Origin of the sequence: Niabella hirudinis (assembly GCF_051201075.1) — a bacterium.
In the GTDB taxonomy this organism is placed as follows: domain Bacteria; phylum Bacteroidota; class Bacteroidia; order Chitinophagales; family Chitinophagaceae; genus Niabella; species Niabella hirudinis.
Genome location: NZ_JBPEHJ010000001.1, coordinates 186,779 through 213,325, shown reverse-complemented (window position 1 = coordinate 213,325; position 26,547 = coordinate 186,779). Strand labels below are relative to the sequence as shown.

Sequence of the window (26,547 nt, the reverse complement as noted above, 5' to 3'; positions counted from 1 at the left end):
TGTGGCAAAACAAAAGTATTCAGTGTTTCAGTGCCTCACGTTTAACCGCAATGTGCGCAAGGCATTCGCAACGCTCGCAAAAAGAAATAAGGAAATAGCTTGGCGAACTTAGCGTAACCCTGGCGTCCCCTGGGGCTAAAACAGTTCTTTGTGGCAAAACAAAAGTATTCAGTGTTTCAGTGCCTCACGCTTAACCGCAATGTGCGCAAGGAATTCGCAACGCTCGCAAAAAGAAATAAGGAAATGGCTTTGGCGAACTTAGCGTAACCCTGGCGTCCCCTGGGGTTAAAACAGCTCTTTGTGACAAAACAAAAGTATTCAGTGTTTCAGTGCCTCAGTGGCAAAAAATAATAGTATGCGAAATAAAATTTTCTTTTCTTTTTTCCTGTTGCTTACTACAGCAGCAACCTTTGCGCAAACGGGTACCGTATTAAAATCGCCGGATGGCAAAACAGTATTCAGCCTTTTTAATGAAGATGGGAATATCGGCTACACCGTCTCCTATCAGGGAAAAGAAGTGGTTCAGCGTTCGGCCCTGGGAATAGAGAACTGGCAAAAAGATCTTACCTGCAATGCTGTCCGGTCATTTTCGAAGGACAACTGGTGGGCGCCTGTTTACGGGGAGCGCAGCAAAGTGCGCGACCGCTACCAGGCAAAGCTGTTTAGTTTTAGAAAAAAAAATGGCTCTTCGCAAACCATGCAGCTGGAAGTACGCGCCTACAATGAGGGCCTTGCATTTCGTTACAGTTTTCCGGAAACTGGTACGGGACCGGCAACGATCAGTATCCGCAAAGATCTTACGGAATTCAGCCTTCCGGAAAATACCCGGGTTTGGTTTACCGATCATGCACAGGGAACTTACCGCTTACTGTCTCTGGATAAATGGCCGGGACAGGCTGAACGTCCCCTGACAGTTCAATTGCAAAATGGTCTGTATGCCGCACTGGCTGAGGCAGAAGTGGTTAACTATTGTCGTACAAAATTTTCATTGAGTTCGGCAAAGCCCAATACGATTGCCTGCTCCATGTTTGACCAGGTGGTATTGCCAACGCCCTTTGCCACACCCTGGCGGGTGATCATGATAGCCCAAAAACCCACAGAGCTTCTGGCAAATAATGATCTGCTGCTAAACCTGAACCCTCCCTGCGCCATAAAAAATACGGGCTGGATCAAACCCGGCAAGGTCATGCGGGAAATAACACTCTCCACCGGAGGAGCAAAGACCCTGGTAGATTTTGCCGTAAAACGGCACCTGCAATACATCCATTTCGATGCCGGATGGTACGGACATGAATATGATGCGGCTGCTGATGCAAGCCGGGTAAGTGTCGATCCTAAACGGAACCCGGTCAATGACCTGGATATGCAGGAAGTGATCCGGTATGCCCGGCAAAGAGGAATCGGGGTTTTCCTGTATGTGAACCAGATTGCCCTGGCAAAGCAGCTGGATATATTGTTGCCCTTATACCAGCAATGGGGCGTAGCCGGTATCAAGTTTGGTTTTGTAAATGTGGGTTCTTTTAAATGGACCCAATGGCTGCATGATGCGGTAAAGAAATGCGCGCAGTATCACCTGATGGTAGATATTCATGATGAATACCGGCCCACCGGCTTTAGCCGCACCTATCCCAACCTGCTTACGCAGGAAGGCGTCAGGGGCAATGAGGAAATGCCGGATGCCACACATAATACAGTGCTGCCTTTTACCCGGTTCCTGGCGGGGGCGGCTGATTATACCATCTGTTATTATCACCGGCCGGAGTTGAAACAGAAGCTGGCCGAAACACAAAACGCAAGGGTATTGAAAACGACCTCGGGCCACCAGATGGCATTGTCTGTGGTGTATTACAGCCCGTTGCAGTTCATGTACTGGTACGACAGGCCGGAAGACTCGCAGAACGAACCCGAACTGGAATTTTTTGACCGGGTGCCTACCGTTTGGGACGATACAAAAGTATTGGATGGCGCCATTGGGCAGTATGTAACCATTGCCCGCAAAAGCAAAAACGATTGGTTTGTTGGAAGCATTACCAATAATGAGCGCAGGGATATTAAAATTCACTGTAGCTTCCTTACACCCGGCAAGAAATATACAGCCTCCATTTATTATGATGATCCTGCCTCACCGGTGCGTACCAAAATGTCTGTAAAGAGGATACCTGTTGATGCATCTGCCACGCTGGATGCGGCCCTGCTGCCTTCCGGAGGCCAGGCGATCTGGATCCGGCAGCTGAAGTAAGGGTAAAAAAGCATCAGTCTTTATCAATTCAGTGTATTCCTGATGATCGGGAATAAGATAATTTTACCGTTTGTAACAGTGCCATGTAATTTGGTCCCCGCTCAGTATGACAAAAAGCTTGAGCTGGGATTGTCCAATTGAGTGAAAATGAAACGATATTTTGCGATTGCAGAAATTTTTCTTAAGCCGGACGGGATTGCAGGTATACAAAGTACAGGAATGTTCCCGGATTGTTCCGGACAATGACCGGTAGCATTGGGCACAATAAATGAATCAGTAAAAATGACAAAGGCAGGAAGCACAGCCGCCACTCAAAAGAAGACCAGGCAGATATTAATATGTTTGCCCAAACCACGGGCCGACCGCAGGCCTCAGCCTTTTCTTGTAATGTCTGCAGGCGGGAGTAAGCCGAAAACAGGAAAAGCGGCGGGACGGGCATTGGTATTATTGGCGGTATTGGCATCGCTGTTATACTGATGAACGGGAGGCGATGGTTTGGTAATGGTTTGTGTCCTCACAAACCATTTAAATAAAAACAAAAAATGCGACTCAAAAAAATAACATTCCTGCTTGTAACGCTCCTTGCTGCCGGAGCCGCAGATGCCCAGGAATACAAACAGTTTCCCATGTGGAACGCCTCCCTTCCCATGGAGCAGCGGGTAAATGACCTGGTAGGCCGGCTGACACTGGAGGAAAAAGTAGCGCAGATGTTGAATGCAGCTCCTGCTGTTCAGCGCCTGGGGATCCCCGCCTATGAGTGGTGGAATGAGATCTTACATGGTGTGGCACGTACGCCGTACAAAACAACGGTCTATCCACAGGCCATTGGTATGGCGGCCACCTGGGATACCGCAGCCTTAAAGCAGATGGCCTATTATTCTGCGTTGGAAGGCCGGGCCATCAATCATCTTGCCGTTACGGAAGGGAAGACCGGCGACCGCTATAAAGGATTAACGTACTGGACGCCCAATATCAACATCTTCCGGGATCCCCGCTGGGGACGTGGACAGGAAACCTACGGTGAGGATCCCTATCTGACCGGTAAACTGGGCGCTGCATTTGTACGGGGCCTGCAGGGCAATGATCCCAAATACCTGCTGGCGGCGGCCTGCGCCAAGCATTATGCCGTGCATAGCGGCCCGGAAGAATCGCGGCACACGGATAATTTTAACCCAACGCCCTACGATCTTTGGGATACCTACCTGCCGGCCTTTAGGGAACTGGTGGTAAACGCGAAAGTAGCCGGGGTAATGTGTGCTTACAACGCCGTATACAAACAGCCCTGCTGTGGCAGTGATCTGCTGATGAGCGATATCCTTCGCAACCAATGGAAGTTTACCGGTTATGTTACCAGTGACTGTGGTGGCATTGATGACTTTGTTAAAAGGCACAAAACACATAAAACAAATTCAGACGCTTCGGCCGATGCGGTAATGCATGGTACCGATGTGGAATGTGGTAACAATGTATACCGGTCGTTGGTGGATGCGGTAAAGACCGGGTTGATTGCTGAAAAGCAAATTGATGTTTCTGTAAAACGGTTATTTACCATTCGCTACCGGCTGGGGATGTTTGACCCCGCAGATAAAGTGCCCTATGGACAATTGCCGATGAGTACCCTCGAAGCGCCGGGGCACAAGGCAATGTCGTTAAAAATGGCGCGCGAATCGATCGTATTGCTAAAAAATACCGGAGTGCTGCCGCTCAGTAAAAAACTAAAACGGGTAGCAGTTATTGGACCCAATGCAGATAACCGCATTGCCTTGCTGGGCAACTATAACGGGTTTCCCACGCGAATCGTTTCCGTTCTTGAAGGTATAAAGGAAAAGCTGGGCCCGGACGCAGAAGTGATCTGGCAGCCTGGTGTGGGGTATACTTCAGATATCCTCTTTACGCCGGATGTGGAAGACGGGTTCTTTCACTACGGAGGCCGGCCGGGTTTTGAGGTGCAGTACTTTAACAATGAAAACCTGGAAGGTGCAGTGGTTCATACCGGCAGGGTTGCCGCGGTGGATCGCTTTTTCAGCCAGGGACAGGCGCCGGCGGCAGGTGTGAATGCCGATCACTACTCGGCCCGCTACCGCAGCAGCTTTACCGCAACTGCTGATACCACGCTCTTGTTTCAGCTGGAGGGCGATGATGGCTACCGCCTGTTTATGAATGACAGCCTGGTGGCCAACTCCTGGAAGGGAAACCTGGGGATACGAAACCTGAAATGGAAGGTCCGGAAAGGCAAAACCTATAACCTGGTTTTAGAATACCGCCAGAATGAAGATGGCGCTTTTATGCGCCTGCAGAAAGGAAGTGACAGAAAGGCCGATATGCAGGCAATAGCCAGGCAGGCCGCGGAAGCGGATGTGATCATTTATGCAGGCGGCATTTCGCCGGAGCTGGAAGGCGAGCAGATGTGGGTAAATGCAAAAGGCTTCAATGGCGGCGACCGCACTTCCATCCTATTGCCGGAAGTGCAGACAGAGCTATTAAAACAGTTAAAGGCAACCGGAAAACCCGTAGTCTTTGTAATGCTTACCGGCAGCGCTATCGCGATACCCTGGGAGCAAAAAGAACTTCCGGCTATATTGAATGCCTGGTATGGCGGGCAGAGTGCTGGTACGGCGGTCGCCGATGTTTTGTTTGGCGACTATAACCCTTCCGGCCGGCTGCCGGTTACCTTTTATAAAGACGATGCTTCGCTTCCGGATTTTAAGGAATATGCCATGGTCAACAGGACCTACCGGTACTATACTAAAGAGGTATTATATCCCTTTGGCTGGGGACTCAGCTATACTCACTTCAAATATGCCGGCTTAAACCTGCCTGCAAAAATTATAAAGAACAAATCATTGCCCGTATCCGTATCCGTAACCAATACCGGCAACCGGGATGGGGAGGAAGTGGTGCAGTTGTACCTGTCTTATGCCGGCATCAAAGGCAGGGCGCCTCTAAGAGCGCTGAAGGGATTTCAGCGGGTGGTGCTGAAAAAAGGAGCAACAAAGGAAGTGAAATTTCTGTTGAATCCGGAAGACCTGGAACTGGTTAGTGAAGAAGGTAAAAGTTATATACCCTCCGGAAATCTTACGATCAGTGTAGGAGGGGGGCAGCCGGTGCACGCACTGGCCGGTACGCCGGCTTTTGTGCAGAAAACGGTCGCCATTTCGAGCGTAACGAAGTGAAGTCGAGAAATCTCTGACAGAATAATGAGCAAAGTGGGAAATCTCTAAGCGTAACGAAGTGAAGTCGAGAAATCTCTGGCAGAATAATGAGCAAAGTGGGAAATCTCTAAGCGTAACGAAGTGAAGTCGAGAAATCTCTGACAGAATAATGAGCAAAGTGGGAAATCTCTAAGCGTAACGAAGTGAAGCCGAGAAATCTCTGACAGAATAATGAGCAAAGTGGGAAATCTCTAAGCGTAACGAAGTGAAGCCGGGAAATCTCTGGCAGAATAATGAGCAAAGTGGGAAATCTCTAAGCGTAACGAAGTGAAGCCGGGAAATCTCTGACAGAATAATGAGCAAAGCGGGAAATCGCTACCGATATACGAGGCGTCACGCCTCGCACAACGAGTTAAATAATACTATTATATGAAACATAATCTTCGCTATTTATTTTTTTTGACCACGTCATATTCGGGCGAAGCTGAGAAATATTTTACATAACAACATCTTTCAAACATGAATCGTAGCTTTTACAGTTTATCTTTTTTGTTGACGATCCTTGGGTCTTTGTTTCTTCAAACCACAGCTGCGCAGTCCTTTAGTGCAGTGGATCAATGGTTAAAACCTTTAAACGGCCACCTGCAGGTAAGTATCCGGAAGTATGAGGGTACGACACTTACAGAGGAACACATTGCCACACAGCAGCGGCCCGCACTGCCGGGTGGATGGCAGGTACAGTTAAAAGTGCAGCCGGTTAAAGAAACCCCGGGTGCGTTGGATGTAACGGCTGTCTTTGCACTAACCAAAGGTGTATCAAAAGCAACAGCGGTAAATGTGGATTTTGATTTCAGCAGCTGGAGCAGGAACAACTATGTACTGGTGCCGGCCATTGTGTATAATGGTAACCGGTACCCCTCTATCGGCAACGGTTATAACCCTGATTATCCAAAGGAAATGTATTACAATCCTAAAGTGCCCCTGACCATTTCCAATAACCCGCGCTTATCGGTAGAGCCCGGAAAGGCTTCGCTGGTTGAATTGCAAACCGGCAATGCTGCAACGCCGGCGCTTTGTTATTATGCACCTGCAAAACAAAAAGGGTTTATGGTACTAACAGATCAGCGTTCGGTGTATGGCAATCATGGGCTCACGATTGCAGAAAATGCAGCGGGCGATCAATGCCGCTTTTCCATTACGGCGCCGGCTATGCGCCGACAGGCTCCGGGATTTGGCGACTTTCATCCCAGCGGGGATAAAGCCCCCGATTGGAAAGCCGGCGACCAGCTGGTCCTGCACTTCCGGATCTATATAATGCCGGCGACCAGCATCCCGGACCTGCTGACCGGGTTTATGAAACACCGGAAGGATATCTCTGGTCCCAACCAGCCGCGCAACTGGCTGCCGATGAGTTACTATACCGGGCTTGCTACTACCATCACCAGCAATAATTTCCGGGAGTTTCCGGTGGGTAGCTATTATCTTCCGGAGAACAGTAAAGACTTTCAGCTGGGATGGGTAAGCGGCATGATGAATACCTACCCCATGCTGGCATTGAATAATGCAAAAGAGCGGGCGCGGGTAGCGCAGGAACTGGATTTTGTAGTAACGAAACTGCAGGGGAAGAGCGGCTATTTTTATGGAGGTATTACAGCTGAAGGAAAGATCCGGCCGGAAAAAATGAACCCGGCTTTTCCGGAAGTGCAGGCCATGGTACGCAAGAACGCGGACGCATTGTTATGGCTGCTAAAACACCTGATGCTGCTGAAAGCACAGGGGTACCAGGCAGCGATCAAACCGGAATGGGAAACGGCAGCCAAAAAACTGGCAGCGGCATTTACCCGTACCTGGAAACAGGATGGACAATTTGGACAGTACATTGCACCAGCCACCGGGAAGATCGCCGTTTATAATTCCACCGCCGGGGCCATTGTACCTGCCGGGCTGGCCCTTGCATCGGAATATTTTAAAAATAAAGAATGGCTGCAGGTAGCTAAAGAATCTGCTGAATATTACTACCAGCGGGATGTGGTAGAGCAGGGACTCACCGGCGGCGATTGCGGCGATATTTCAATGGACGCCAATTCCGAATCGGCCTTTGGGTTCCTGGAATCCCTCATGGCCCTCTATCACTATACCGGCGACAAAAGCTGGCTAAAGAAAGCAGAAGTGCAGGCGGCATTATGCGCTTCATGGACGATCTCTTATGACCCGGTTTTTCCGGCCAATAGTCAGATCGGTAAACTGGGCAGTAAAATGGCCGGCGCTGTATGGGCCAGTATCCAGAACAAACATGCGGCCCCCGGCATCTGTACGGCATCGGGCGATTACCTGTTCAAACTGTTCAGGGCTACGGGTAACCCCCTGTATGCAGACCTGATCCGCGATATACAGCATGCCCAGGCGGAGGCGGTGAACATTCCGCCGGATCACAGCACTACCAATAATCTCGTGGGCAGCAGTATGGAGCGTATCCAGCCCAGCGATGCAGAAGGAAGGGGCAGCATTGGCAATTATATCAATACAAGAAATTCCTGGACGGAAACCAACGGGGCATTGATGGCCATTGAGCTGCCGGGGATCTACCTCCGGACAGATAAAAAAATGATCAGGGTATTTGATCATGTAGAGGCCCGGATCGTAAGCTCCGGTAAGGAGGGAATAAAGCTGGCCGTTAAAAACAACACCAGTTATGATGCGTCGGTATCCGTTTTTACTGAGAACAGCAGGCAGGCCGTAAAGCCATTGTCGTATACCGCCTTTGTGGGCTGGCCCAGGGTGACAATAAAATCAGGAGCGGAAATAATAGTACGGGTAGCTCAAAACGGAAAAGTGAGCACTTTCTAATTTGAAAATTTGAAAATGTGAGAATGTGGAAATATGGAGATGTGAGAATGTAAAAATGTAAAAAATATGGCAATGCAGAAATGTGAGAATGCGAAGAAATCGGAATATGGATTTGGTAAGAAATTTTCACCATTCACTTTTCACCATTGCCTATTCACCCCAACATCTCACTATCAACATCTCACTAAAAAACATCTCACCAAAAAACATTTCACCAAAAAACATTTCACCAAAAGCATTTCACCATCAACATCTCACTAAAAAAAAACCTCACTCCCCAACCAATGACCCGCAAACAGAAAATAACGATCAGAAGCCTGCCTTTAAGAATAATTTGTACCATTCTTTTGGGGATCCCGGTAACCATAACTGCGCAGAACAATCCGGCAAAGGAAATTGTAAACCGTTACCACAATGTTTTTAATGCACCGCCGGTTAAGACACCTGGCACTGTAGCTGTGGATGCCCCGTTGCTGGGCAATGGTTATACAGCTGCAGCAATGGCAGGGCCGCCGGAAGCACAGTATTATTATTTGGCCCGCAATGATTTCTGGAGGCTTAAGTCGGGCTTTAATGAATCCTATCCTGCCGTGTTGGGAAGGCTTGGTATCAACTTTTCTGCTTTAAAAGGTGCAATCTACCACGTGGAGCAGGATCTGTATACGGCAACAACACAGTCTTCATTTACAAAAGAAGCAACAGCCGTGCAGCTGCAGTCGCTCCTTTCTGCCACCGGCGATCTGTTGCTGATCACGGTTACCAATACAGGTACTACGGCATTGGATGGCAATTTTGCACTGGAGCTGCCGGGTAAAGACCAGTTTCATGTAAACCCGCCCCTGGAAAATAAATTTGAAGATGTAACGCAAAGTGGAACCGATAAAACCGGTGCCGCCTGGATCGAAAGGGGGTTTGTAAAAGACGTGGATCAGCCCACAAAAGCCACAGCAGCTTGTAAGCTGATTGGGCAGGACAAACAAACGCTTTCCCTATTGCCCGGACAAACTGCATACCTGGTCTGCGCTTTTTCGGGTAATTTTAAAAGTAAGGAACCGCTTTCTTCCGTGCTGCAGAAGGTACATGGATTTACGATCGCTGCTTTTAAAAAGGAAACAGCCCAACACCGGGCCTGGTGGAGTGATTATTGGAACAAGAGTTTTGTCAATATCGGCGATTCGGTAACGGAACATCAATACTATCGCTCACTCTATAATATGGCGGCCTGCAGCCGCGATCCCCGGTTTCCTCCCGGCATCTTTGGCAGCTGGGTTACCAACGAGATCCCTGCGTGGAACGGCGATTATCATCTGAATTATAATTACAGCGCCCCCTTTTATGCGCTGTATGGGGCCAACCGGCTGGAGCAGGCCCTGCCTTATGAGGCGCCACTGCTCGATTTTATGAAACGCGGTCGCTATTATTCCCAAAAAATTACAGGCATTAGCCAGGGAATACTGTACCCGGTGGGAATCGGGCCCCTGGGTATTGAAACAACCCGTAAGAATACGCTCATGGAGAAATACCGCTCCGGCTATATTAAAAGCGGAGAGGCGGAGGACGAAGGGTTGTTTTTTGGACAAAAAAGCAATGCGGCTTATGGTGCTGTTAATTTGAGCATGCAGTTTTACAGGACCTACGACAAAACATTTACCCGCAGGGTATATCCCTATATAAAAGCAGTAGCTCAGTTTTGGGACAAATATCTGAAGAAAGAAGGTGGCCGCTATATCATCGAAAACGATGCTATTCATGAAGGAACCATCGGCACCCTCAACCCGATCCTTTCACTGGGACTGGTGCCCATGGTACTCAAAACAGCTATTGATATGAGTACCGTTCTGGGGGTAGATCAGGCGTTGCGCAGCAGCTGGCAGGGAAAGGCTGATAGCCTGGCAGGGTACACTACGCAGGAACGGGAGGGTAAAACAGTTTTCCGGTATAGCGAAAAAGGTACCGCCTGGTGGAGCGATAATACCCTGGGCATCCAGCATATTTATCCCGCCGGCGCTATCGGGCTCAACAGCGATGCCCGTCTGCTAAAGGTGGCGCATAACACGATCGATGCCATGCGGCGTTGGAAAGACTTTAACGGTTCCAACAGTTTTTTCCCCGCAGCTGTGCGGGTAGGCTATAACGCCGATACCATTCTGAAAGAGCTCCGGGCTTACAGTCTGCATACATATCCCAACGGTTTTCAGCTAAACAATCCGCACGGTATAGAAAACTGCAGCACGGTACCCAATACCATCAATGAAATGCTTTGCATGGGAAACCAGGGCGTATTGCGCGTGTTTGCCGTATGGCCCCGAAGCAGGAATGCCGCGTTTACGAATATCCGGAGCGAAGGAGCTTTTCTTGTTTCATCAGCTATTAAAGATGGGGAAGTGCAATACATAAAAGTACATAGCGAACAGGGGCGGCCAGTGAACCTGCAAAACCCCTGGCCTGGTAAAGAGCTGATGATCCGGAGCAATAAAAAGTCCGGCTCCCGGCGCTCGGGAGCGCAGATCATGATACCTACTTCAAAAGGAGAAACCCTTTCCATTTATAAAAAGTAGTAATATTGGGCATGAAACCGACATGATTAAAAATTTTACTTTTATCACGCAGGAGAATAATCCTGATAGTTTTCGGGATAATCATCAGAGGTTACATTCGACCATCAAAAAATAAAAGTTTACGAATGAAAAAAAGATTACTGGGTGCGTTTCTGATACTTTTAGCGGCCGCTGCTGCCCCGGCGCAGGACAAAACCCCCATTGTTTTATGGTATGCCCAACCGGCCGCTAAATGGGATGCGGAACGGTTGCCCATCGGCAATGGGCGCATGGGCGCCATGATGATGGGAGGGGTAACAAATGACACCATCCAGTTTAATGAACAAAGCCTCTGGAGCGGTGATAATAACTGGGACGGAGCCTATAATACAGGTGATCATGGTTTTGGAGCCTACCGCAATTTTGGAGAAATTCGCCTGGCCTTTGACCGGGGGGCTGGTTACACGGATTACCGGCGGAGCCTGGACCTGGTCACAGGAATGCACAACAATACATTTAAGAGCGCCGGAGTTTCCTACCAACGTGAAGCTTTTGCCAGCTACCCGGACCAGGTTATGGTGTTTCGGTATACTGCTGGTAAGAAGGGGACATTATCAGGACGCATCAGTCTTTGGTCAGCCCAGGGTGCAAAGCCGGAGGCTGTTGAAAGCCGGCTGCAATTAGCTGCTACCATGGCCAACCAGCTCAAATATGCCGCTCAGGTAAGGGTGGTTAATGATGGGGGCACCGTAACGGCAAAGGATGATCAACTGGTATTTACCGGTTGCAATACCCTGACCTTGTACCTGGATGCCCGTACCAATTATAAGCCCGACTATAATGCCGGCTGGCGCGGCGCAGATCCGTTGCCGGTAATAGAAAAGGAATTGTCTGCGGCGCTGGGCAAGAGCTATGCACAGCTGCGGGCCGCGCATATAAAAGATTTTACAAGGCTGGCTGCTGCTGCGCGTATCGATATTGGAACCACGCCTGCCGCCCTGGGCAGTCTGCCTACAGATACCCGGCGTACCCGGTATGCAGCCGGAGGACAGGACCCCGATCTGGAAGAAACTCTGTTTCAGTATGGCCGGTATCTGCTCATCAGCAGCTCGCGCCCCGGTGGATTGCCCGCAAACCTGCAGGGACTGTGGAACAATAGCAATAATCCACCCTGGGCCAGCGATTATCATAATAATATTAACATCCAGATGAATTACTGGCTGGCAGAGCCGGCCAACCTTTCAGAATGCAATCAGCCGCTGATCGATTACATCGTAGCACAGGCGGAGCCCTGCCGGATAGCCACCCGCAAGGCCTTTGGTCAGCATACACGGGGGTGGACGGCCCGTACCAGTCAGAGTATTTTTGGAGGCAATGGATGGGAGTGGAATATACCGGCCAGTGCCTGGTATGCACAGCATGTATACGAACATTGGGCCTTCACCAGGGATCCGGAGTATCTTAAAACAACGGCTTACCCCATATTGAAAGAGATCTGTAATTATTGGGAAGACCGGTTAAAGAAATTACCGGATGGCACGCTGGTAGTACCCAATGGCTGGTCGCCCGAACACGGCCCGCGCGAGGATGGGGTAATGCACGATCAGCAATTGGTATGGGACCTGTTTCAGAACTACCTGGATGCGGCCAAAGCATTAGACATAGATGCAGACTACCAGCAAAAAGTGGCCGATATGCAACGCCAGCTGGCGCCCAATAAAATTGGAAAATGGGGACAGTTGCAGGAGTGGCAGGCAGACCGCGATGATCCGGATGACCAGCACCGCCATACCTCGCATTTGTTTGCGGTATATCCCGGCCGGCAGATTAACCCAACCCAGACACCGGAACTGGCAAAGGCAGCAATCATTTCTTTGCGCAGCCGCAGCGGTAACTATGGAAAAAATATCAATAAACCTTTTACCGTGGAGTCTACTGTAGGCGATAGCCGCCGGTCCTGGTCCTGGCCCTGGCGCTGTGCCATGTGGGCGCGCCTGGGCCAAGGAGAAAAAGCCGGCATGATGATCCGCGGGCTGTTTACCTACAATATGTTGCCCAATCTGTTTACCACTCATCCTCCTTTTCAGATCGATGGCAACCTGGGTATCAGTGGCGCCATACCGGAGATGTTATTGCAAAGTCACGCCGGTATCATCAACCTGCTGCCGGCCATCCCGGCGGCCTGGAAGACTTCCGGTTCCTTTAAGGGATTAAAGGCCCGTGGCGGATTTACCGTGGACTGCAGCTGGAAGAACGGAAAGGTAACCGCCTACAGGATCGCTTCTGAAAAGCCCCAGCCGGTTAAGCTAAGGATTAATGGAAGTATAAAAGAGGTGATGTCCGCCTCGGCAAAAAAATAAGTATCATGTTTAAGAAATTGTTTGTTTTTGGGATTGCCCTGTTTTTTGCGGGCCTACATATAGCTCACGCACAGACTACAAAAGATCAAAGCTGGGAACAGCTGGGCAAACAGTACCAGTTCCCAAAATGGTTTACGGAAGCAAAGCTGGGTATCTGGGTACACTGGGGGGCACAAACATTGCCGGACAGCGGCGGCGGATGGTATGCGCGTCATATGTACATGCAGGACGTGGGCGGACAAACCTTTGGCGCCAATGCCTATCCCTATCATCTGCGCCATTTCGGACATCCATCTGAAGTGGGTTTTAAAGACGTCATCCATCAATGGAAGGCGGAGCACCTGGATACGGATGCGCTTCTGCGTTATTTCAAGAGTATTGGGGCAAAGTATTTTGTAGCGCTGGCCAATCATCACGATCATTTCGATAATTTTAATTCAACCCATCATGCCTGGAACTCGGTCAACGTAGGCCCCAAAAAGGATATCATTGGTTTGTTCCGTAAATCAGCGGCAAAGTATAAGATTCCCTTTGGGGTTAGCTCGCATGATGACCGCTTTATGGGTTGGTGGTTGCCGGCTTTTGGCAGCGACATTTCCGGACCCAAAAAGGGCGTAAAGTATGATGGTAATTTAACAAAGGCCGATGGTATCGGCAAATGGTGGGAGGGGCTGGATCCGGCGGATTTGTATGGCCTGCCGCCCGAAAAAAGGACAAAAGAGTGGGAAGAAAGCGTAAAGAAGAACTGGCTTGACCGGCATATAGAACTGGCAACAAAATATGATGTGGATATGCTTTGGTTCGATGGTTATGGTTTCCCTTATGGAAAATATGGTAAAGAAGCCAGCAGGGTCTTTTTGAACAGCCATTTGCAGAAACACGGCAACCTCTCGGTTGTGGTAGCCGGAAAGATTAGTAATGAGCCGATGGTACTGAAAGATATTGAGCGGGGTGGTGCTTCTGAAATATTGCCCTACCCGTGGCAGGGGACCATGACCTTTACGCATTGGTTCTATAAGAAGGAGATTCCCTCCCGGCACAATGCAAGGACCGTTATTGAGTCATTTACCGACATGATCAGTAAGAACGGCAACCTGTTGCTGAATGTGGAGCTCCTCGCTGATGGTACCATACCGCCGGATCATAAAATGATATTGGATACCATCGGCTGGTGGATGAACCGCAATAAGGAAGCTATTTATGCTTCAGCACCCTGGAGCGTGTACGGCGATAATTTTAAAGGGATCGTGCGTACTAAAGATGTAAGCATCACCGATGAAGAAGCCTACAAGAAGCAAGGATCTTCCGATGATTTTAACGAACGGACAATTGCAAGCCCGGCTTATTCGCCCAACGAAGTACGCTTTACCATAAAAGGAAAGAACCTGTATGTGTTTGTGCTGAACCCGGCTGCCGGTGAGCTGGTACTCCCTTCGCTGGGCTTACGATCGGCGCAGCACCCGGGCAAAATAAAAAAGGCCATTTTGTTGGGAGCCAATAAAAAGATAGCATTCCGGCAGGATGATGAAGCGTTGCGGCTGACCATTCCGTCTTCCGCCGGAAGGGGGTATACGGCGGTGGTCAGGTTAGAAGGAGGGAAATACTGAGCAAGGACGAAGTACACTGAGCTATGACGAAGCATACTGAGCACAGCCGAAGTATACTGAGCAAGGACGAAGTATACTGAGCAAGGACGAAGTATACTGAGCTATTGATTGAACATGAATTTTTAAATAAGAAAATATGCGATCCGGATTATTGACAGGGCTTTTGTTTTTGACATTTTTTTTAAATGCACAGCCATCGGTGCACATCATTCCACAGCCGGTAAAGCTGGATTTAAAGGAGGGCGTTTTCCTGCTGGATAAGAATGTACAGGTACAGGCTTCAGTGGCCGGCAGGGAAGCGGCCGGTATCATCAGCTATTTTACCGGTGCGGTCAAACAGGTAAGTGGTTATACGCTTCCGGTAAAAGCAACTGCCACGGGAAAAATTATTCATTTCAGTATGGGCCCAACAGAAGGGGTTGGTGAAGAAGGTTATACTTTATCCGTAACACCCACCCGCATTGCGGTCCGCGCCAATAAGCCGGCAGGTTTGTTTTATGCGGCGCAGTCCTTATTGCAAACGCTCCCGGCTGTGCGCACCAACCAGTTCATCCGGATCCCCTGTATGGAGATCAGTGATTACCCCCGGTTCAAATGGCGGGGGATGATGCTGGATGTAAGCCGCCATTTTTTTTCACCGGAGCTGGTAAAGGAGTTTATCGATCTGCTGGCTATGTATAAAATGAACCGGTTTCATTGGCATCTGGCAGATGGCGCGGGCTGGAGGATCGAAATAAAAAAATATCCGAAGCTTACGGGGCTGGCGGCCTGGCGGGTGGACGACTGGGGGAAGCCCTGGGATTGGTCCCAGGTTCGGTTTAATGCCGACAGGAATAAAGCTACCTATGGCGGTTATTACACCCAGGAACAAATAAAGGAAATTGTGGCCTATGCAGCGGCAAGACAAATTACCGTTGTGCCCGAAATTGAAATGCCGGGTCATTCAGAAGCAGCCATGGCGGCTTACCCGGAATATTCCTGTGTACCGCACAAACATTCCTTTGCCGAAACGGGAGATTTTTACGGTAAGGATGTGCATCCCAACTATTGTGCGGGTAATGACAGTGCTTTTGCATTTCTGCAGGATGTTTTAAAAGAAGTGATGGCATTGTTCCCCTCCCGGTATATTCATGTAGGGGGAGATGAGGTGGATAAGACCAGCTGGAAACAATGCGAACGCTGCCAGCGCCGGATGAAAACGGAGGGTTTGAAAAATGAGGAAGAGCTGCAAAGTTATTTTATACGCCGCATGGAAAAGTTCCTGATAGCCAATGGCCGGAAACTAATAGGGTGGGATGAGATCCTTGAAGGCGGCCTGGCGCCCGAAGCAACCGTAATGAGCTGGCGTGGAGAATCCGGTGGTATTAAGGCGGCCCAAATGGATCATGATGTGGTTATGAGCCCCACCGGTCCGCTTTACTTTGACTACTACCAGGGCGACCCCGAAACGGAACCATTGGCCTTCGGTGGTTTTAATACCCTGAAGCGGGTGTATAATTATGAACCCATTCCGGCGGAGTTGAACAGCGCACAGGCTAAGCATGTATTGGGTGCACAGGCTAATTTGTGGACGGAACAGATCTCCAGTTACGAGCACGTGTTGTATATGATCCTGCCGCGGATGCCGGCGCTTTCCGAAGTATTGTGGAGCCCAAAGAACACCCGCAACTGGAAGGATTTTAACCGGCGGCTGCAGCCACACCTGGTTGGGTATGAGCAGAGGGGATTGCATTATTCCAAAGGCAATTTTAAAGTAGATATTAAACCACAGGTGGTTGATGGTAAACTGCTGGTAAGCCTCGAAACCGAAAACGAAGACGGAACGATCTATTATACAACAGATGGCACCGACCCCGGCACCGGCAGCCAGCGTTATGAAAAGCCTTTTGAAGTAAAAGGTGCGATGACGGTAAAAGCGGCCCTGGCCATAAACAATAGTATGGTAAGAGGGCGGCCTGCGCACCAGGCTTTTACATTGAATAAAGCAACCGGGCGCCCCTTGCAGTATGCAACGCCTTACAGTAAATATTACCCCGCCAACGGCCCTTCTACGCTGGTGGATGGCATCCGGGGTACAACAGATGCGGGGAAACAGTGGCATGCATTCAATGGTAGTGATATGGTGGCTACCATCGACCTGGGGCAGCCGGTAACAGCCGGCACCATTACCCTGGGTTGTTTGCAGCATTACGGACAATGGATCTTTTTTCCGCAGTGGGTGCAGTTTGAGGTATCTGATGATGGAAAACAATTTTCCGAAGTTGCCAAAGTAATGAACACGGTTCCGGTGGCCGACAAAGCGGCACAGACAAAAGATTTTACAGCAAAGTTCGGTCAGCGCAGTTTTCGTTATGTAAGGGTTACCGCCAAAAACCTGGGGCAATGCCCCAAAGGGCACCCGGGCGAAGGACAGGCCGCCTGGCTTTTCTGTGATGAGATCATGGTGGAGTAGGCAATAGGCAATAGTGAATAGGAAATAGTGAATCAATACCGTTTCCTTAAGAGCGGGTTTCAGGTTTAAAGTTTCAGGTTAGATCCTGCAATTTTACTAAGAGTTGTGTTGAAATATATGCGTAGGGCAGGCGATAAAAAACCTCAAGGAAACGACATTGAATAGGGGATGGTGAATAGGCGTCAGCCTCATAGCGGCAACCTCTCGGTAGCGAATGGGGAATGGGAAATCAAAAATCAGAAATCGGATGATAAAAGGAATCATATTGGTGTTGAATTGTCTCCTCAGTATAGCTGCATGGGGGCAGCAAGCCAACACATGGTGCAACCCGCTCAACCTTAACTATCGCTTTAGCTACGATGGGCTGGGTTACCGGGAGGCTGCTGATCCGGTGATCCATTTGTACCGGGGCAACTATTTTCTTTATGCCTCCAAGTCGGGTGGTTACTGGCATAGCAGCGATCTGCTAAACTGGGTATTCCGGCCCTCCAAAACCTTACCCACGGAGGACTATGCGCCTGCGGTTGCAACCATCCATGATACCGTTTTTTTTATGGCATCGCAGGGGGCGCGGAACATCTATTTTAGTACGGACCCGCTTCAGGATAACTGGCAGGTATACCGGAAGCGATTTCCGCTGGGCGTTACGGACCCGGCATTGTTTAAAGACGATGATGGCCGTGTTTACTTTTATTATGGCTGCTCCAATGTAAACCCGATCATGGGTATAGAGCTGGACCCGGGGCGAAGGTTCGATACTATCGGCACTCCACAGGTATTGATCAGCCATCATTTTAATGAATATGGGTGGGAAGAGCCCGGCGAACAGCATAATGGCAATAAAAGGGGATGGAATGAAGGCGCCTGGATGAATAAATACAATGGTAAATACTACCTGCAGTATGCGGCCCCCGGCACCGAGTTTAAAGTGTATGGGGATGGGGTGTATGTATCGGATCAGCCGTTGGGGCCATTTACCTATATGCCCAATAGCCCGTTTTCTTATAAGCCCGGTGGGTTTATAAATGGGGCAGGTCATGGCAATACGTTCCGGGATAAATATGGCAACTACTGGCATGTGGCCACCATGACCATCTCTGTGCGGCATATGTTTGAAAGAAGGGTCGGCCTGTTCCCTGCGTTTTTTGATAAGGACGGCCAGCTGCATTGCAACACGGCATTTGGCGATTATCCTTCCCGGATGCCGCAGCGGAAAATGAATTTTGAAAAGGAAAGTCTGTTTACCGGCTGGATGCTGCTTTCTTATAACAAACCGGTGCAGGCCTCCTCTGCTTTACCGGGGCACGCTCCGGAGCAGGCGGTGAACGAGGAAATACGCGATTGGTGGAGCGCGCAAACGGGCAATGCGGGCGAATGGCTGCAGGTAGATCTGCTGCAGCAGAGCACCGTCAATGCTGTGCAGGTCAATTTTGCCGATCAGGATGCCCGGCTCAAAGCCGGGATGGCATATACACCGTACCAGTTTGTGATCGAAGGCTCCGCCGATGGTAAGAGCTGGAAGCCGTTGATCGATAAATCGGATAACAAGCTGGATCGGGCGAATGATTATATTGTTTTACCCCGGCCCGTTAAAACCCGGTTTTTGCGGATCACGAACCGGGCCCTGCCTGCGGGAAAGTTCTCCTTGTCGGGGTTCCGTGTGTTTGGAAAAGGAACAGGGGCAAAGCCCGCTGCCGTTGCCGCCGTTAAAGTAACCCGGGACCCGCCCGATAGCAGGAGAGCGCAGCTGGAATGGACGCCTGCGGCAAAAGCAACGGGCTATGTGGTTTATTTTGGTACGGAGGCGGGCAAGTTGTTTCACTCGGCAATGGTATATGGTAAAAGCCGTCTGGACTTACCCGGGTTAAATAAGGGCGTGCCCTATTATTTCAGGGTGGATGGGTTTAATGAGAGTGGTATCACAAAGGGAAAAGAAACCGAGAGGTATTAAGAAGCTTAAACCCATTAAAAAAATGCCCGGTTGATCATTCAGGCGGCATCAAGCAACGAAGGTTCATTAAGAGCGATGATTCCTTAATGGCCCTTCACTCCTTAATGGTTTTTGAGGATCAGCTAAGTACCCGGGCTCCGGGGCCTGTTGTCTGTAAATTGATAAGCAAGTTCTAATAAAAAATGAATCGATAATGAACGTAGTAAGAAAAATGAAAGGAGCTATCCTCCTGATGTTATGTTTTGCAGGGTTTGCAGCCCCGGCGCAAACCAACCCCGCTCCCTTTGTGATCCCCGCATTGCAGCAGTGGCAGGGGAGCAGCGGCTCTTTTGAATGGAAACCAAAAACAAACCTGGTAGTAGATCCGCGTTATAGTAAAGAATTGCTGCCCGTGGCCCGATTATTGGCAGACGATATAGCCATAATGACCGGGGTATCCTCCCCCGTAAAAACAGGTCAGAATCAAAAAGGAGCGGTTTTCCTGAGCCTGGATGCGGCCACAAACAATTTGCCGGCGGAGGGCTATAGCCTGCAAATAGATGATCGCATCACGATCAAAGCAAAGGATGTACAGGGGGCTATCTGGGCTACACGCACCGTGCTCCAGTTATTAGACCAGCAAAAGCGATTGCCAAAAGGAACGGCAACCGATTATCCCCGGAATGAAGTGCGTGGATTTGTATTGGATGTAGGCCGTAAATTCTTCAGTCTCGATTTTTTGAAGCACTACGTAAAATTCATGTCTTATTATAAGATGAACGACTTTCATATCCACCTAAATGATAACGGATTTAAACAGTTCTTTGGCGATAACTGGGATAGCACTTATTCCGCCTTCCGTTTGCAGAACGACCGGTATCCGGGGCTGACGGCAAAAGATGGCAGCTACACAAAAAAGGAATTTATCGATTTGCAGAAAATGGCACAGCAGTATGGGGTTAACATCATTCCGGAGATTGATGTGCCGGCGCATTCGCTCGCGTTTAGCAAAGCCGTTCCGGGTGTGGGCAGCAAACAATACGGTATGGACCACCTGGACCTGGATAACCCGCTTACCTATGAGGTTATCGATAACGTGTTCAGGGAATACCTTCAGGGACCCAACCCGGTTTTTATTGGTAAGGAAGTGCATATTGGCACGGATGAATATGCCAAAAAGGACGCAGAAAAATTCAGGAAGTTTACCGACCACTATATTCGCTTTGTAGAGGGCTTTGGAAAAAAAGTACGGATGTGGGGCGCCCTTACCCATGCAAAAGGAGACACGCCTGTAAAAGTAGAAGGTGTTACCATGAACCTCTGGTATAATGGTTATGCAGAGCCAAAGGATATGTTTGCATTAGGATATAAAGGGATCAGCACACCGGATGGCTGGCTCTATATTGTGCCGGCAGCTGGCTATTACTATGATTACCTGAATGTAAAAAGACTCTATGAGGAATGGACCCCCAACCGGATAGGCAAGGAAACCTTTGACGAAAATTACCCTTTGTTAAGAGGAGGCTCCTTTGCCGTGTGGAACGATCATGTGGGCAATGGAATTACGGAAAAGGATGTGCATCACCGGGTATTTCCGGCTATGCAGGTACTATCGCAGAAAATGTGGGGCGGAAGCGTAAAGCCGATGGAATACACCGATTTTGCCAGCCGGGCCAAACAGGTTGGCGAAGGCCCGGGACTCAATATGCTGGGCCGCATCCGGGCAAAGGATTCGCTGGTACTGGCAATGAATGCCGGGGGGAGCTTCGGCTTCGGGAAAAAGACAGCATCAGCCAATGCGCCGGTCAGCAAAAAAGAAAAGGCCCTTCAGCTGAAAGGCGGAGAAAGCTTTGTTACAACACCGTTCCCGGGTATTGGTTACGGCTATACGGTTAGCTTTGCTATAAAGCCCGAACCGGGCAACGCACCCAATTCCGTATTGTTTGGCTCAAAGGATGCTGAAGTGACCCTGAACCAGCAGGGCAGCGGCAAGCTGGGCTTTTCGCGGGAAGGGTATCATTACAATTTTGACTATACAGTGCCGGCAAATGAATGGACGAACCTCACCATCAAAGGTAACAACAAGGGTACCGCACTTTATGTAAACGGGGTGCTGAAGGAAAAGCTGGAAGGGGCAAAGAGAACCTATCCTAACGGTAAACAAACCGCCAAAGTGCAAACGCTTTTCTTCCCTCTGCAATTTATTGGCGACAAAAAGAACGCCGCCAAAGCCCTGATCCGTGATCTGAAAGTATTTAATGTAGAACTCTCAGATGATGCGATCCGGACTTTATAATGAGCAGGGAAGAGAATGCTGCTTTGGGGGCAGGTTTGCCTATTGCGGACATTGCGTATCCGTTGCGCCACTTGCGCTAAAAAAGAGTACAAATTTTGCGTTTAAGTTTTAACCGCAAAGAGCGCCAGGCATCCGCAAGGATGTTGAAAAAGATCCCCATTGCGGATTCATTGCGCCCCTTGCGTTAAAAAAGTAAAACATGGCAGAACATAAAAAAGTATTTTATAACAAAACAACATAATAAGGAATGCGATTTATTTTAGGCTTACTGGCCATCATTCTATGCAGCAATAGTGCCCATGCGCAATCTTCCGCAGCCTTGGTTCGTGTCTCCACGAACCAACAATCTTCCTTTACCCGCCTCGGCAGTGCGGGAACAACGTCCTTTGATGAGGGCTGGTTATTTAAAAGATATGGCCTGCAGCCCGATGGCACCCGGATGGAGGAGCCGCAGCAGGCAGAAACAATCGGGTTCAACGATGGAGATTGGCAACGGCTTTCGCTGCCGCACGACTGGGCTATTACCGGCCCCTTCCGTATAGAGCTGGCCGGCGAAACCGGCAAACTGCCCTGGAAAGGGATTGGCTGGTATCGCAAGCATTTTAAAATTCCGGCAGCAGATGCCGGCAAAAAAATATTCATTGATTTTGACGGCGCCATGGCCTATGCAGAAATCTGGCTCAACGGGCAATATATAGGTACCTGGCCTTATGGGTATACTTCCTTCCGTATGGACCTGTCGCCCTATATCCTTTTTGGGAAGGAGAACGTGCTGGCAGTAAAACTGAATACCGAAAAATGGGATTCCCGCTGGTATCCGGGAGCCGGTATTTATCGCCATGTGTGGCTGGTAAAAACAGAACCGGTGCATGTGAAGCATTGGGGTACCTATATTACCACACCAAAAGTTACGGCAGCAGCTGCTGAAATAAAAATGACGGTGACCCTCTCAAACCAGAGCGGACGGGCTGCAAGAGCAACACTGCAGACCGATATTTATGAAGCAGGAGCGGGGAATACACTTAAAAAGAAAGTAGCTTCCGTTCAAAATAAACAGGTTGACCTGGCAGAAGGGGATGATGCCAAAATTGATATTGCGGCCACTGTCCGCAATCCCCGTATCTGGAGCATTGAAACGCCGAACCGCTATTTTGCCGTAACAACGGTATTGGTAAATGGAAAGAAAACAGATACCTACTACAGTACCTTTGGCCTCAGAACCCTGGAGTTTACAGCAAGGAATGGATTCCTGCTAAATGGGAAAAGGGTGGAGATCCAGGGTGTATGCAATCACCACGACCTGGGTGCGTTGGGTGCTGCCATGAATACGAGCGCATTAAAACGGCAGCTGGTATTGTTAAAGGAGATGGGGGTGAACGCCATCCGTACCTCCCACAATCCACCGGCTCCTGAACTGCTGGCATTGGCCGATGAAATGGGCTTCCTGGTTTGGGATGAAGCCTTTGATGCCTGGAAGCACGGGAAAAAGAAAAACGATTATAATAAACTTTATGACGAATGGCATGAAAAAGACCTGGTAGCATTGGTGCATCGCGACAGGAATCACCCCTCGGTATTTATCTGGAGTATCGGAAACGAAGTAATGGATCAGCGGGATGTGGCCATGACAAAAGAACTGGCCGATATTATGCGCCGGGAAGATCCCACACGTCCCGTGTCTAACGGATATAACGATCCGGACGGAGGAAGAGCTTCAGGCGCCGTTCAGGGACTGGACCTGATGGGAGTGAATTATTTTTTTGGGCAACAGGCCAAATGGGATGCCGACCCGCGGTACGCAAATATGCCGACCTTAGGCAGCGAAACTTCCAGCTGCGTAAGCTCCCGTGGAGAATATTTTTTTGGAACCAACCGTCAAAGCTGGCAGATCACTTCCTACGATCTGGATCACCCGGGATGGGGTTGTACACCCGATGTACAATTTGCAACCAATGCAAAATATCCAAACCTGCTGGGCGAGTTTGTGTGGACCGGCTTCGACTATCTGGGAGAACCAACACCTTATGGTTCCGATGAAACCAACCTGCTGAATTTTCGCAACGATCCATCCAAACGGGCAGAACTGGAAAAGGCGTTGGCGGAGTTGCAAAAGAGCAAACCACCTTCCCGCAGCAGCTATTTCGGTATCATTGACCTGGCGGGTTTTCCAAAGGATCGCTTCTATCTGTATCAATCGCACTGGAGGCCCAACCTGCCCATGGCGCATATCCTGCCGCACTGGAACTGGTCAGAACGGATCGATTCTATTGTACCGGTACACGTATATACCTCGGGCGATGAAGCTGAATTGTTTTTGAACGGGAAGAGCCTGGGCCGCAAAAAGAAACAGGCGGGTAAAGACTTCCGGCTGGTTTGGGATCAGGTGGTATATACACCCGGTGAGCTAAAGGTTATTGCATACAGGCAGGGAAAACAGTGGGCTACAGATGTGGTTACCACAACCGGGGAAGCGGCAAAACTGGATTTAAGCAGCAATACAAAGAAAATTAAAAACAACGGCGATGAGCTCGCCTTTATCACCGTTAAGGTGGAAGATAAAAAAGGCCGGATGGTACCGCGTACACATCCGAAGATCCGGTTTACGGTGGAAGGCCCGGGCGAGATCGTGGCCACTGACAACGGCGATGCTACCAGCTTTGAATCTTTCCAGAGCCCGGAGAAAAGTGCTTATAACGGGATGGCCCTGGTTATTGTAAAGGCAAAAAAAGGAGCGAAGGGAATATTGAAAATAAAAGCAGCGGCGGATGGATTAACAACCGGGCAAACAACCGTGTTGGTGCAATAGCGCCACTAAGACCCAAAGGCTCAAAGAAACACAAAGAGGCACCATTCGTTCTTCGTGCATCTTCGTGTCTTTGAGCCTTCGTGGCAATTGCCTTCCGCGTCGTTGCTCCGTTGCGTCTTTGCGTGAAATAGATCACCGGCCGCCACAAAAGCACAGATTTTCTACGTTTCTTGACATCTTAGTGCCTGTGGCCGTTTAACCGCAAAGCGCGCAAGGGTTTTCGCAAGGTTTGCAATCGGCGGGACTCTGGCTAAATACCATCATTTGGTTCCTCTACAAATGTAACTGAAGCAGGGAAGTACAATGATTCAGTGTTTCTGCGGCTCAGTGGCAAAAATAACATCAGTAATGGTCAATTTTTTGCAGGTTTTTTTGCAATGCAGTTGAGTCTGAAAAATGAAAGAAATCGTTATCGTTGATTGTTGCGGAGCATATTGAAAAATCATTGATCTTCGTCAGGATTCCCGTGGTGTTCAGAGCAGTAAACCGTTTCCGGATCTTTGGATAAAAGGGATATTATAACGATATAGAGGATCAAAGTTAAAAGCAAGCCAATAGCGTGTAGTGATGACTGTAGAGAAAATTAAGACCCTTACGATTGCAATTTCGGAACAAAATGATCTTTCCGCTTTCGATCGGCTTTTCCGGCATTACCTGCCGGGCCTGGTATCGTTTGCCAATTCGGTGATCAACGACCGGCAGCAGTCGGAGGAAGTTGTGGGTGATGTTTTTGTGAAGATCTGGGAAAACCGGAAAACCCTTACGGCAATACGGAATTTTTCCCATTACATTTATATTGCCACCAGGCATCAGGCGTTGAACCATATCAAGAGCCGGAAGGTCTCAGGTTTTGAGGACCTGGGGGAGACGGCCGCCCTGTCGTTTAAAACACCCGAATGCAGTATGATTGCCCGGGAGAACCTTCAAAAGATAGCCAGGGTTATTAATGAGCTGCCGCCCCGTTGCCGCCTCATATTCCGGCTGATCAAAGAAGAGGGGCTGAAATACCAGGATGTGGCAACCTTACTGGATCTTTCGGTAAAAACGGTTGAAAACCAGATGACAATCGCCATGAAACGGATCGTGGAGTTGCTGGAAGAATCGCTGCCCGAATACAACAGGTACTACGCGCAAAAAAAAATGCAAAAATAATTGGGAGCGCTTTGGGGGGATCAGGCGAAAAAACTGTCTTCTATAGTAGAATAACATCTATGTGAATGGCTGGGAGCAGATTGATCGAATTATTGACAAAGAAAAAGTCAGGAGCGCTATCGTTGCCCGAGCTAAAGGAACTGAGAGCGCTGTTGGCGCAAAGTCCCGGAGATGAGGTTCTGGTATTATTGGTAGATGATGTATTCCGGGAACCACTTGAATACGGGGATTCGTATTCCGAACCTGAAATCGAAGCTTTGCTGCAGCGCTTGCACAGGGAGTTAGAGAAACAGGATGTGCCGGCAGGAAAAAGGATAAACCTGTACCGGCTGATAGCTGTAGCGGCCAGCCTGTTGCTCCTGGTGGGATTAGGCGGATATCTTTTGTACACACAGGGAAAAGAGCTGCCAAAACAAAATGTGGTGGCTACCAGGAAGGGGTCAAAATCCTATATCCTGCTTCCGGATGGTACACAGGTATGGTTGAATGCAGACAGCAAAGTGTCGTATGACGAAGATTTTGGAAAGGCAGACAGGGAGATTGTGCTGACGGGTGAAGCATACTTTGATGTGGTGAAGGACAAGAACCGGCCGTTTATTATTCATACGGCTACTATTGATGTAAAAGTACTGGGTACCATCTTTAATGTAAAAGCGTATGGGAATGACCGGAGCACTGAAACAACCCTTATCCGGGGATCGGTGGAGGTTAGCATGCGGAAGGATCCCGCCCGAAAGTTTTTGTTGGAGCCATTTGAAAAGATCTCCATAAACAATTCAGGAACCGTACTGGATAAAGGAGTGGCTGGAAAGGAAACAACGATCCTGTACGCTGTAAAAAAGATAAAGCCGGTTGAAGACAGCTCTGGCCCGGCAGAAACGCAGTGGGTTAATAACCGGTTGGTTTTTGATAAACAGCGATTGGATGAAGTGGCCAGGGAATTGTCGCGGTGGTTCAACGTAGATGTTCAGATCACCGGTGAACAACTGAAATTAGTGGAGTATAGTGGGGCCGTTGGGGAGGGGGCCAGCCTGGAGCAGGTGCTGGAGTCTCTCAAATTAACCGGGGCATTTCATTATACCATCCGCAACAAAATTGTAACGATTTCGCCATAAAATAAAAAACAAAAAAGTATGTACATGAAGAGTTAAAAAAAGCGGGAAATGTTC

General features: G+C 49.2%; 13 protein-coding genes. 12 read left to right on the top strand and 1 reads right to left on the bottom strand.

Translation table 11 applies throughout. The features are described 5' to 3' along the window. Positions 1–355: 355 nt before the first annotated feature. A complete protein-coding gene (locus tag GGU45_RS00775) occupies positions 356–2,239 on the top strand; it encodes a glycoside hydrolase family 97 protein (RefSeq protein WP_435221118.1) in 1,884 nt (627 codons plus the stop codon). A 371-nt stretch (positions 2,240–2,610) separates the two neighbouring features. Here the strand turns inward: GGU45_RS00775 and GGU45_RS00770 are convergent, their stop codons facing one another. Then, complete coding sequence (locus GGU45_RS00770) at positions 2,611–2,757, bottom strand: hypothetical protein (protein WP_435221116.1); 147 nt, start codon at positions 2,755–2,757, stop codon at positions 2,611–2,613. Between the two features lie 24 nt (positions 2,758–2,781). Here GGU45_RS00770 and GGU45_RS00765 point away from each other — a divergent pair, with 24 nt between their 5' ends. The 11 genes from GGU45_RS00765 (at position 2,782) to GGU45_RS00715 (ending at position 26,493) form a co-directional block, all read left to right on the top strand. Next, on the top strand, positions 2,782–5,412 hold the full coding sequence (locus tag GGU45_RS00765; protein WP_435221114.1) for a glycoside hydrolase family 3 C-terminal domain-containing protein: 2,631 nt from the start codon (positions 2,782–2,784) through the stop codon (positions 5,410–5,412). A 498-nt stretch (positions 5,413–5,910) separates the two neighbouring features. Then, entirely contained in the window at positions 5,911–8,238 is a 2,328-nt protein-coding gene (locus GGU45_RS00760; protein WP_435221112.1) for a hypothetical protein, read from the top strand. Between the two features lie 284 nt (positions 8,239–8,522). Then, positions 8,523–10,796 (top strand): glycosyl hydrolase family 95 catalytic domain-containing protein, encoded by a 2,274-nt coding sequence (locus GGU45_RS00755; protein WP_435221111.1) that lies wholly within the window; start codon positions 8,523–8,525, stop codon positions 10,794–10,796. A 125-nt stretch (positions 10,797–10,921) separates the two neighbouring features. Next, the gene (locus GGU45_RS00750) at positions 10,922–13,135 is read left to right on the top strand and encodes a glycoside hydrolase family 95 protein (RefSeq protein ID WP_435221108.1); all 2,214 of its coding nucleotides are present in this window, start codon (positions 10,922–10,924) and stop codon (positions 13,133–13,135) included. 5 nt (positions 13,136–13,140) lie between these two features. Further along, a complete protein-coding gene (locus tag GGU45_RS00745) occupies positions 13,141–14,742 on the top strand; it encodes an alpha-L-fucosidase (protein WP_435221106.1) in 1,602 nt (533 codons plus the stop codon). 136 nt (positions 14,743–14,878) lie between these two features. Further along, a complete protein-coding gene (locus GGU45_RS00740; protein ID WP_435221104.1) occupies positions 14,879–17,194 on the top strand; it encodes a glycoside hydrolase family 20 protein in 2,316 nt (771 codons plus the stop codon). Between the two features lie 247 nt (positions 17,195–17,441). After that, positions 17,442–19,145, top strand: coding sequence for a family 43 glycosylhydrolase (locus GGU45_RS00735; protein WP_435221102.1), 1,704 nt, complete (start codon positions 17,442–17,444; stop codon positions 19,143–19,145). A 193-nt stretch (positions 19,146–19,338) separates the two neighbouring features. Continuing rightward, entirely contained in the window at positions 19,339–21,420 is a 2,082-nt protein-coding gene (locus GGU45_RS00730; RefSeq protein ID WP_435221100.1) for a family 20 glycosylhydrolase, read from the top strand. Positions 21,421–21,667: 247 nt separating this feature from the next. Next, on the top strand, positions 21,668–24,226 hold the full coding sequence (gene galB, locus GGU45_RS00725) for a beta-galactosidase GalB (protein ID WP_435221098.1): 2,559 nt from the start codon (positions 21,668–21,670) through the stop codon (positions 24,224–24,226). A gap of 567 nt (positions 24,227–24,793) precedes the next feature. Then, entirely contained in the window at positions 24,794–25,378 is a 585-nt protein-coding gene (locus GGU45_RS00720) for an RNA polymerase sigma-70 factor (protein WP_435221096.1), read from the top strand. 65 nt (positions 25,379–25,443) lie between these two features. Next, positions 25,444–26,493, top strand: coding sequence for a FecR family protein (locus GGU45_RS00715; RefSeq protein ID WP_435221094.1), 1,050 nt, complete (start codon positions 25,444–25,446; stop codon positions 26,491–26,493). Positions 26,494–26,547: the final 54 nt, after the last annotated feature.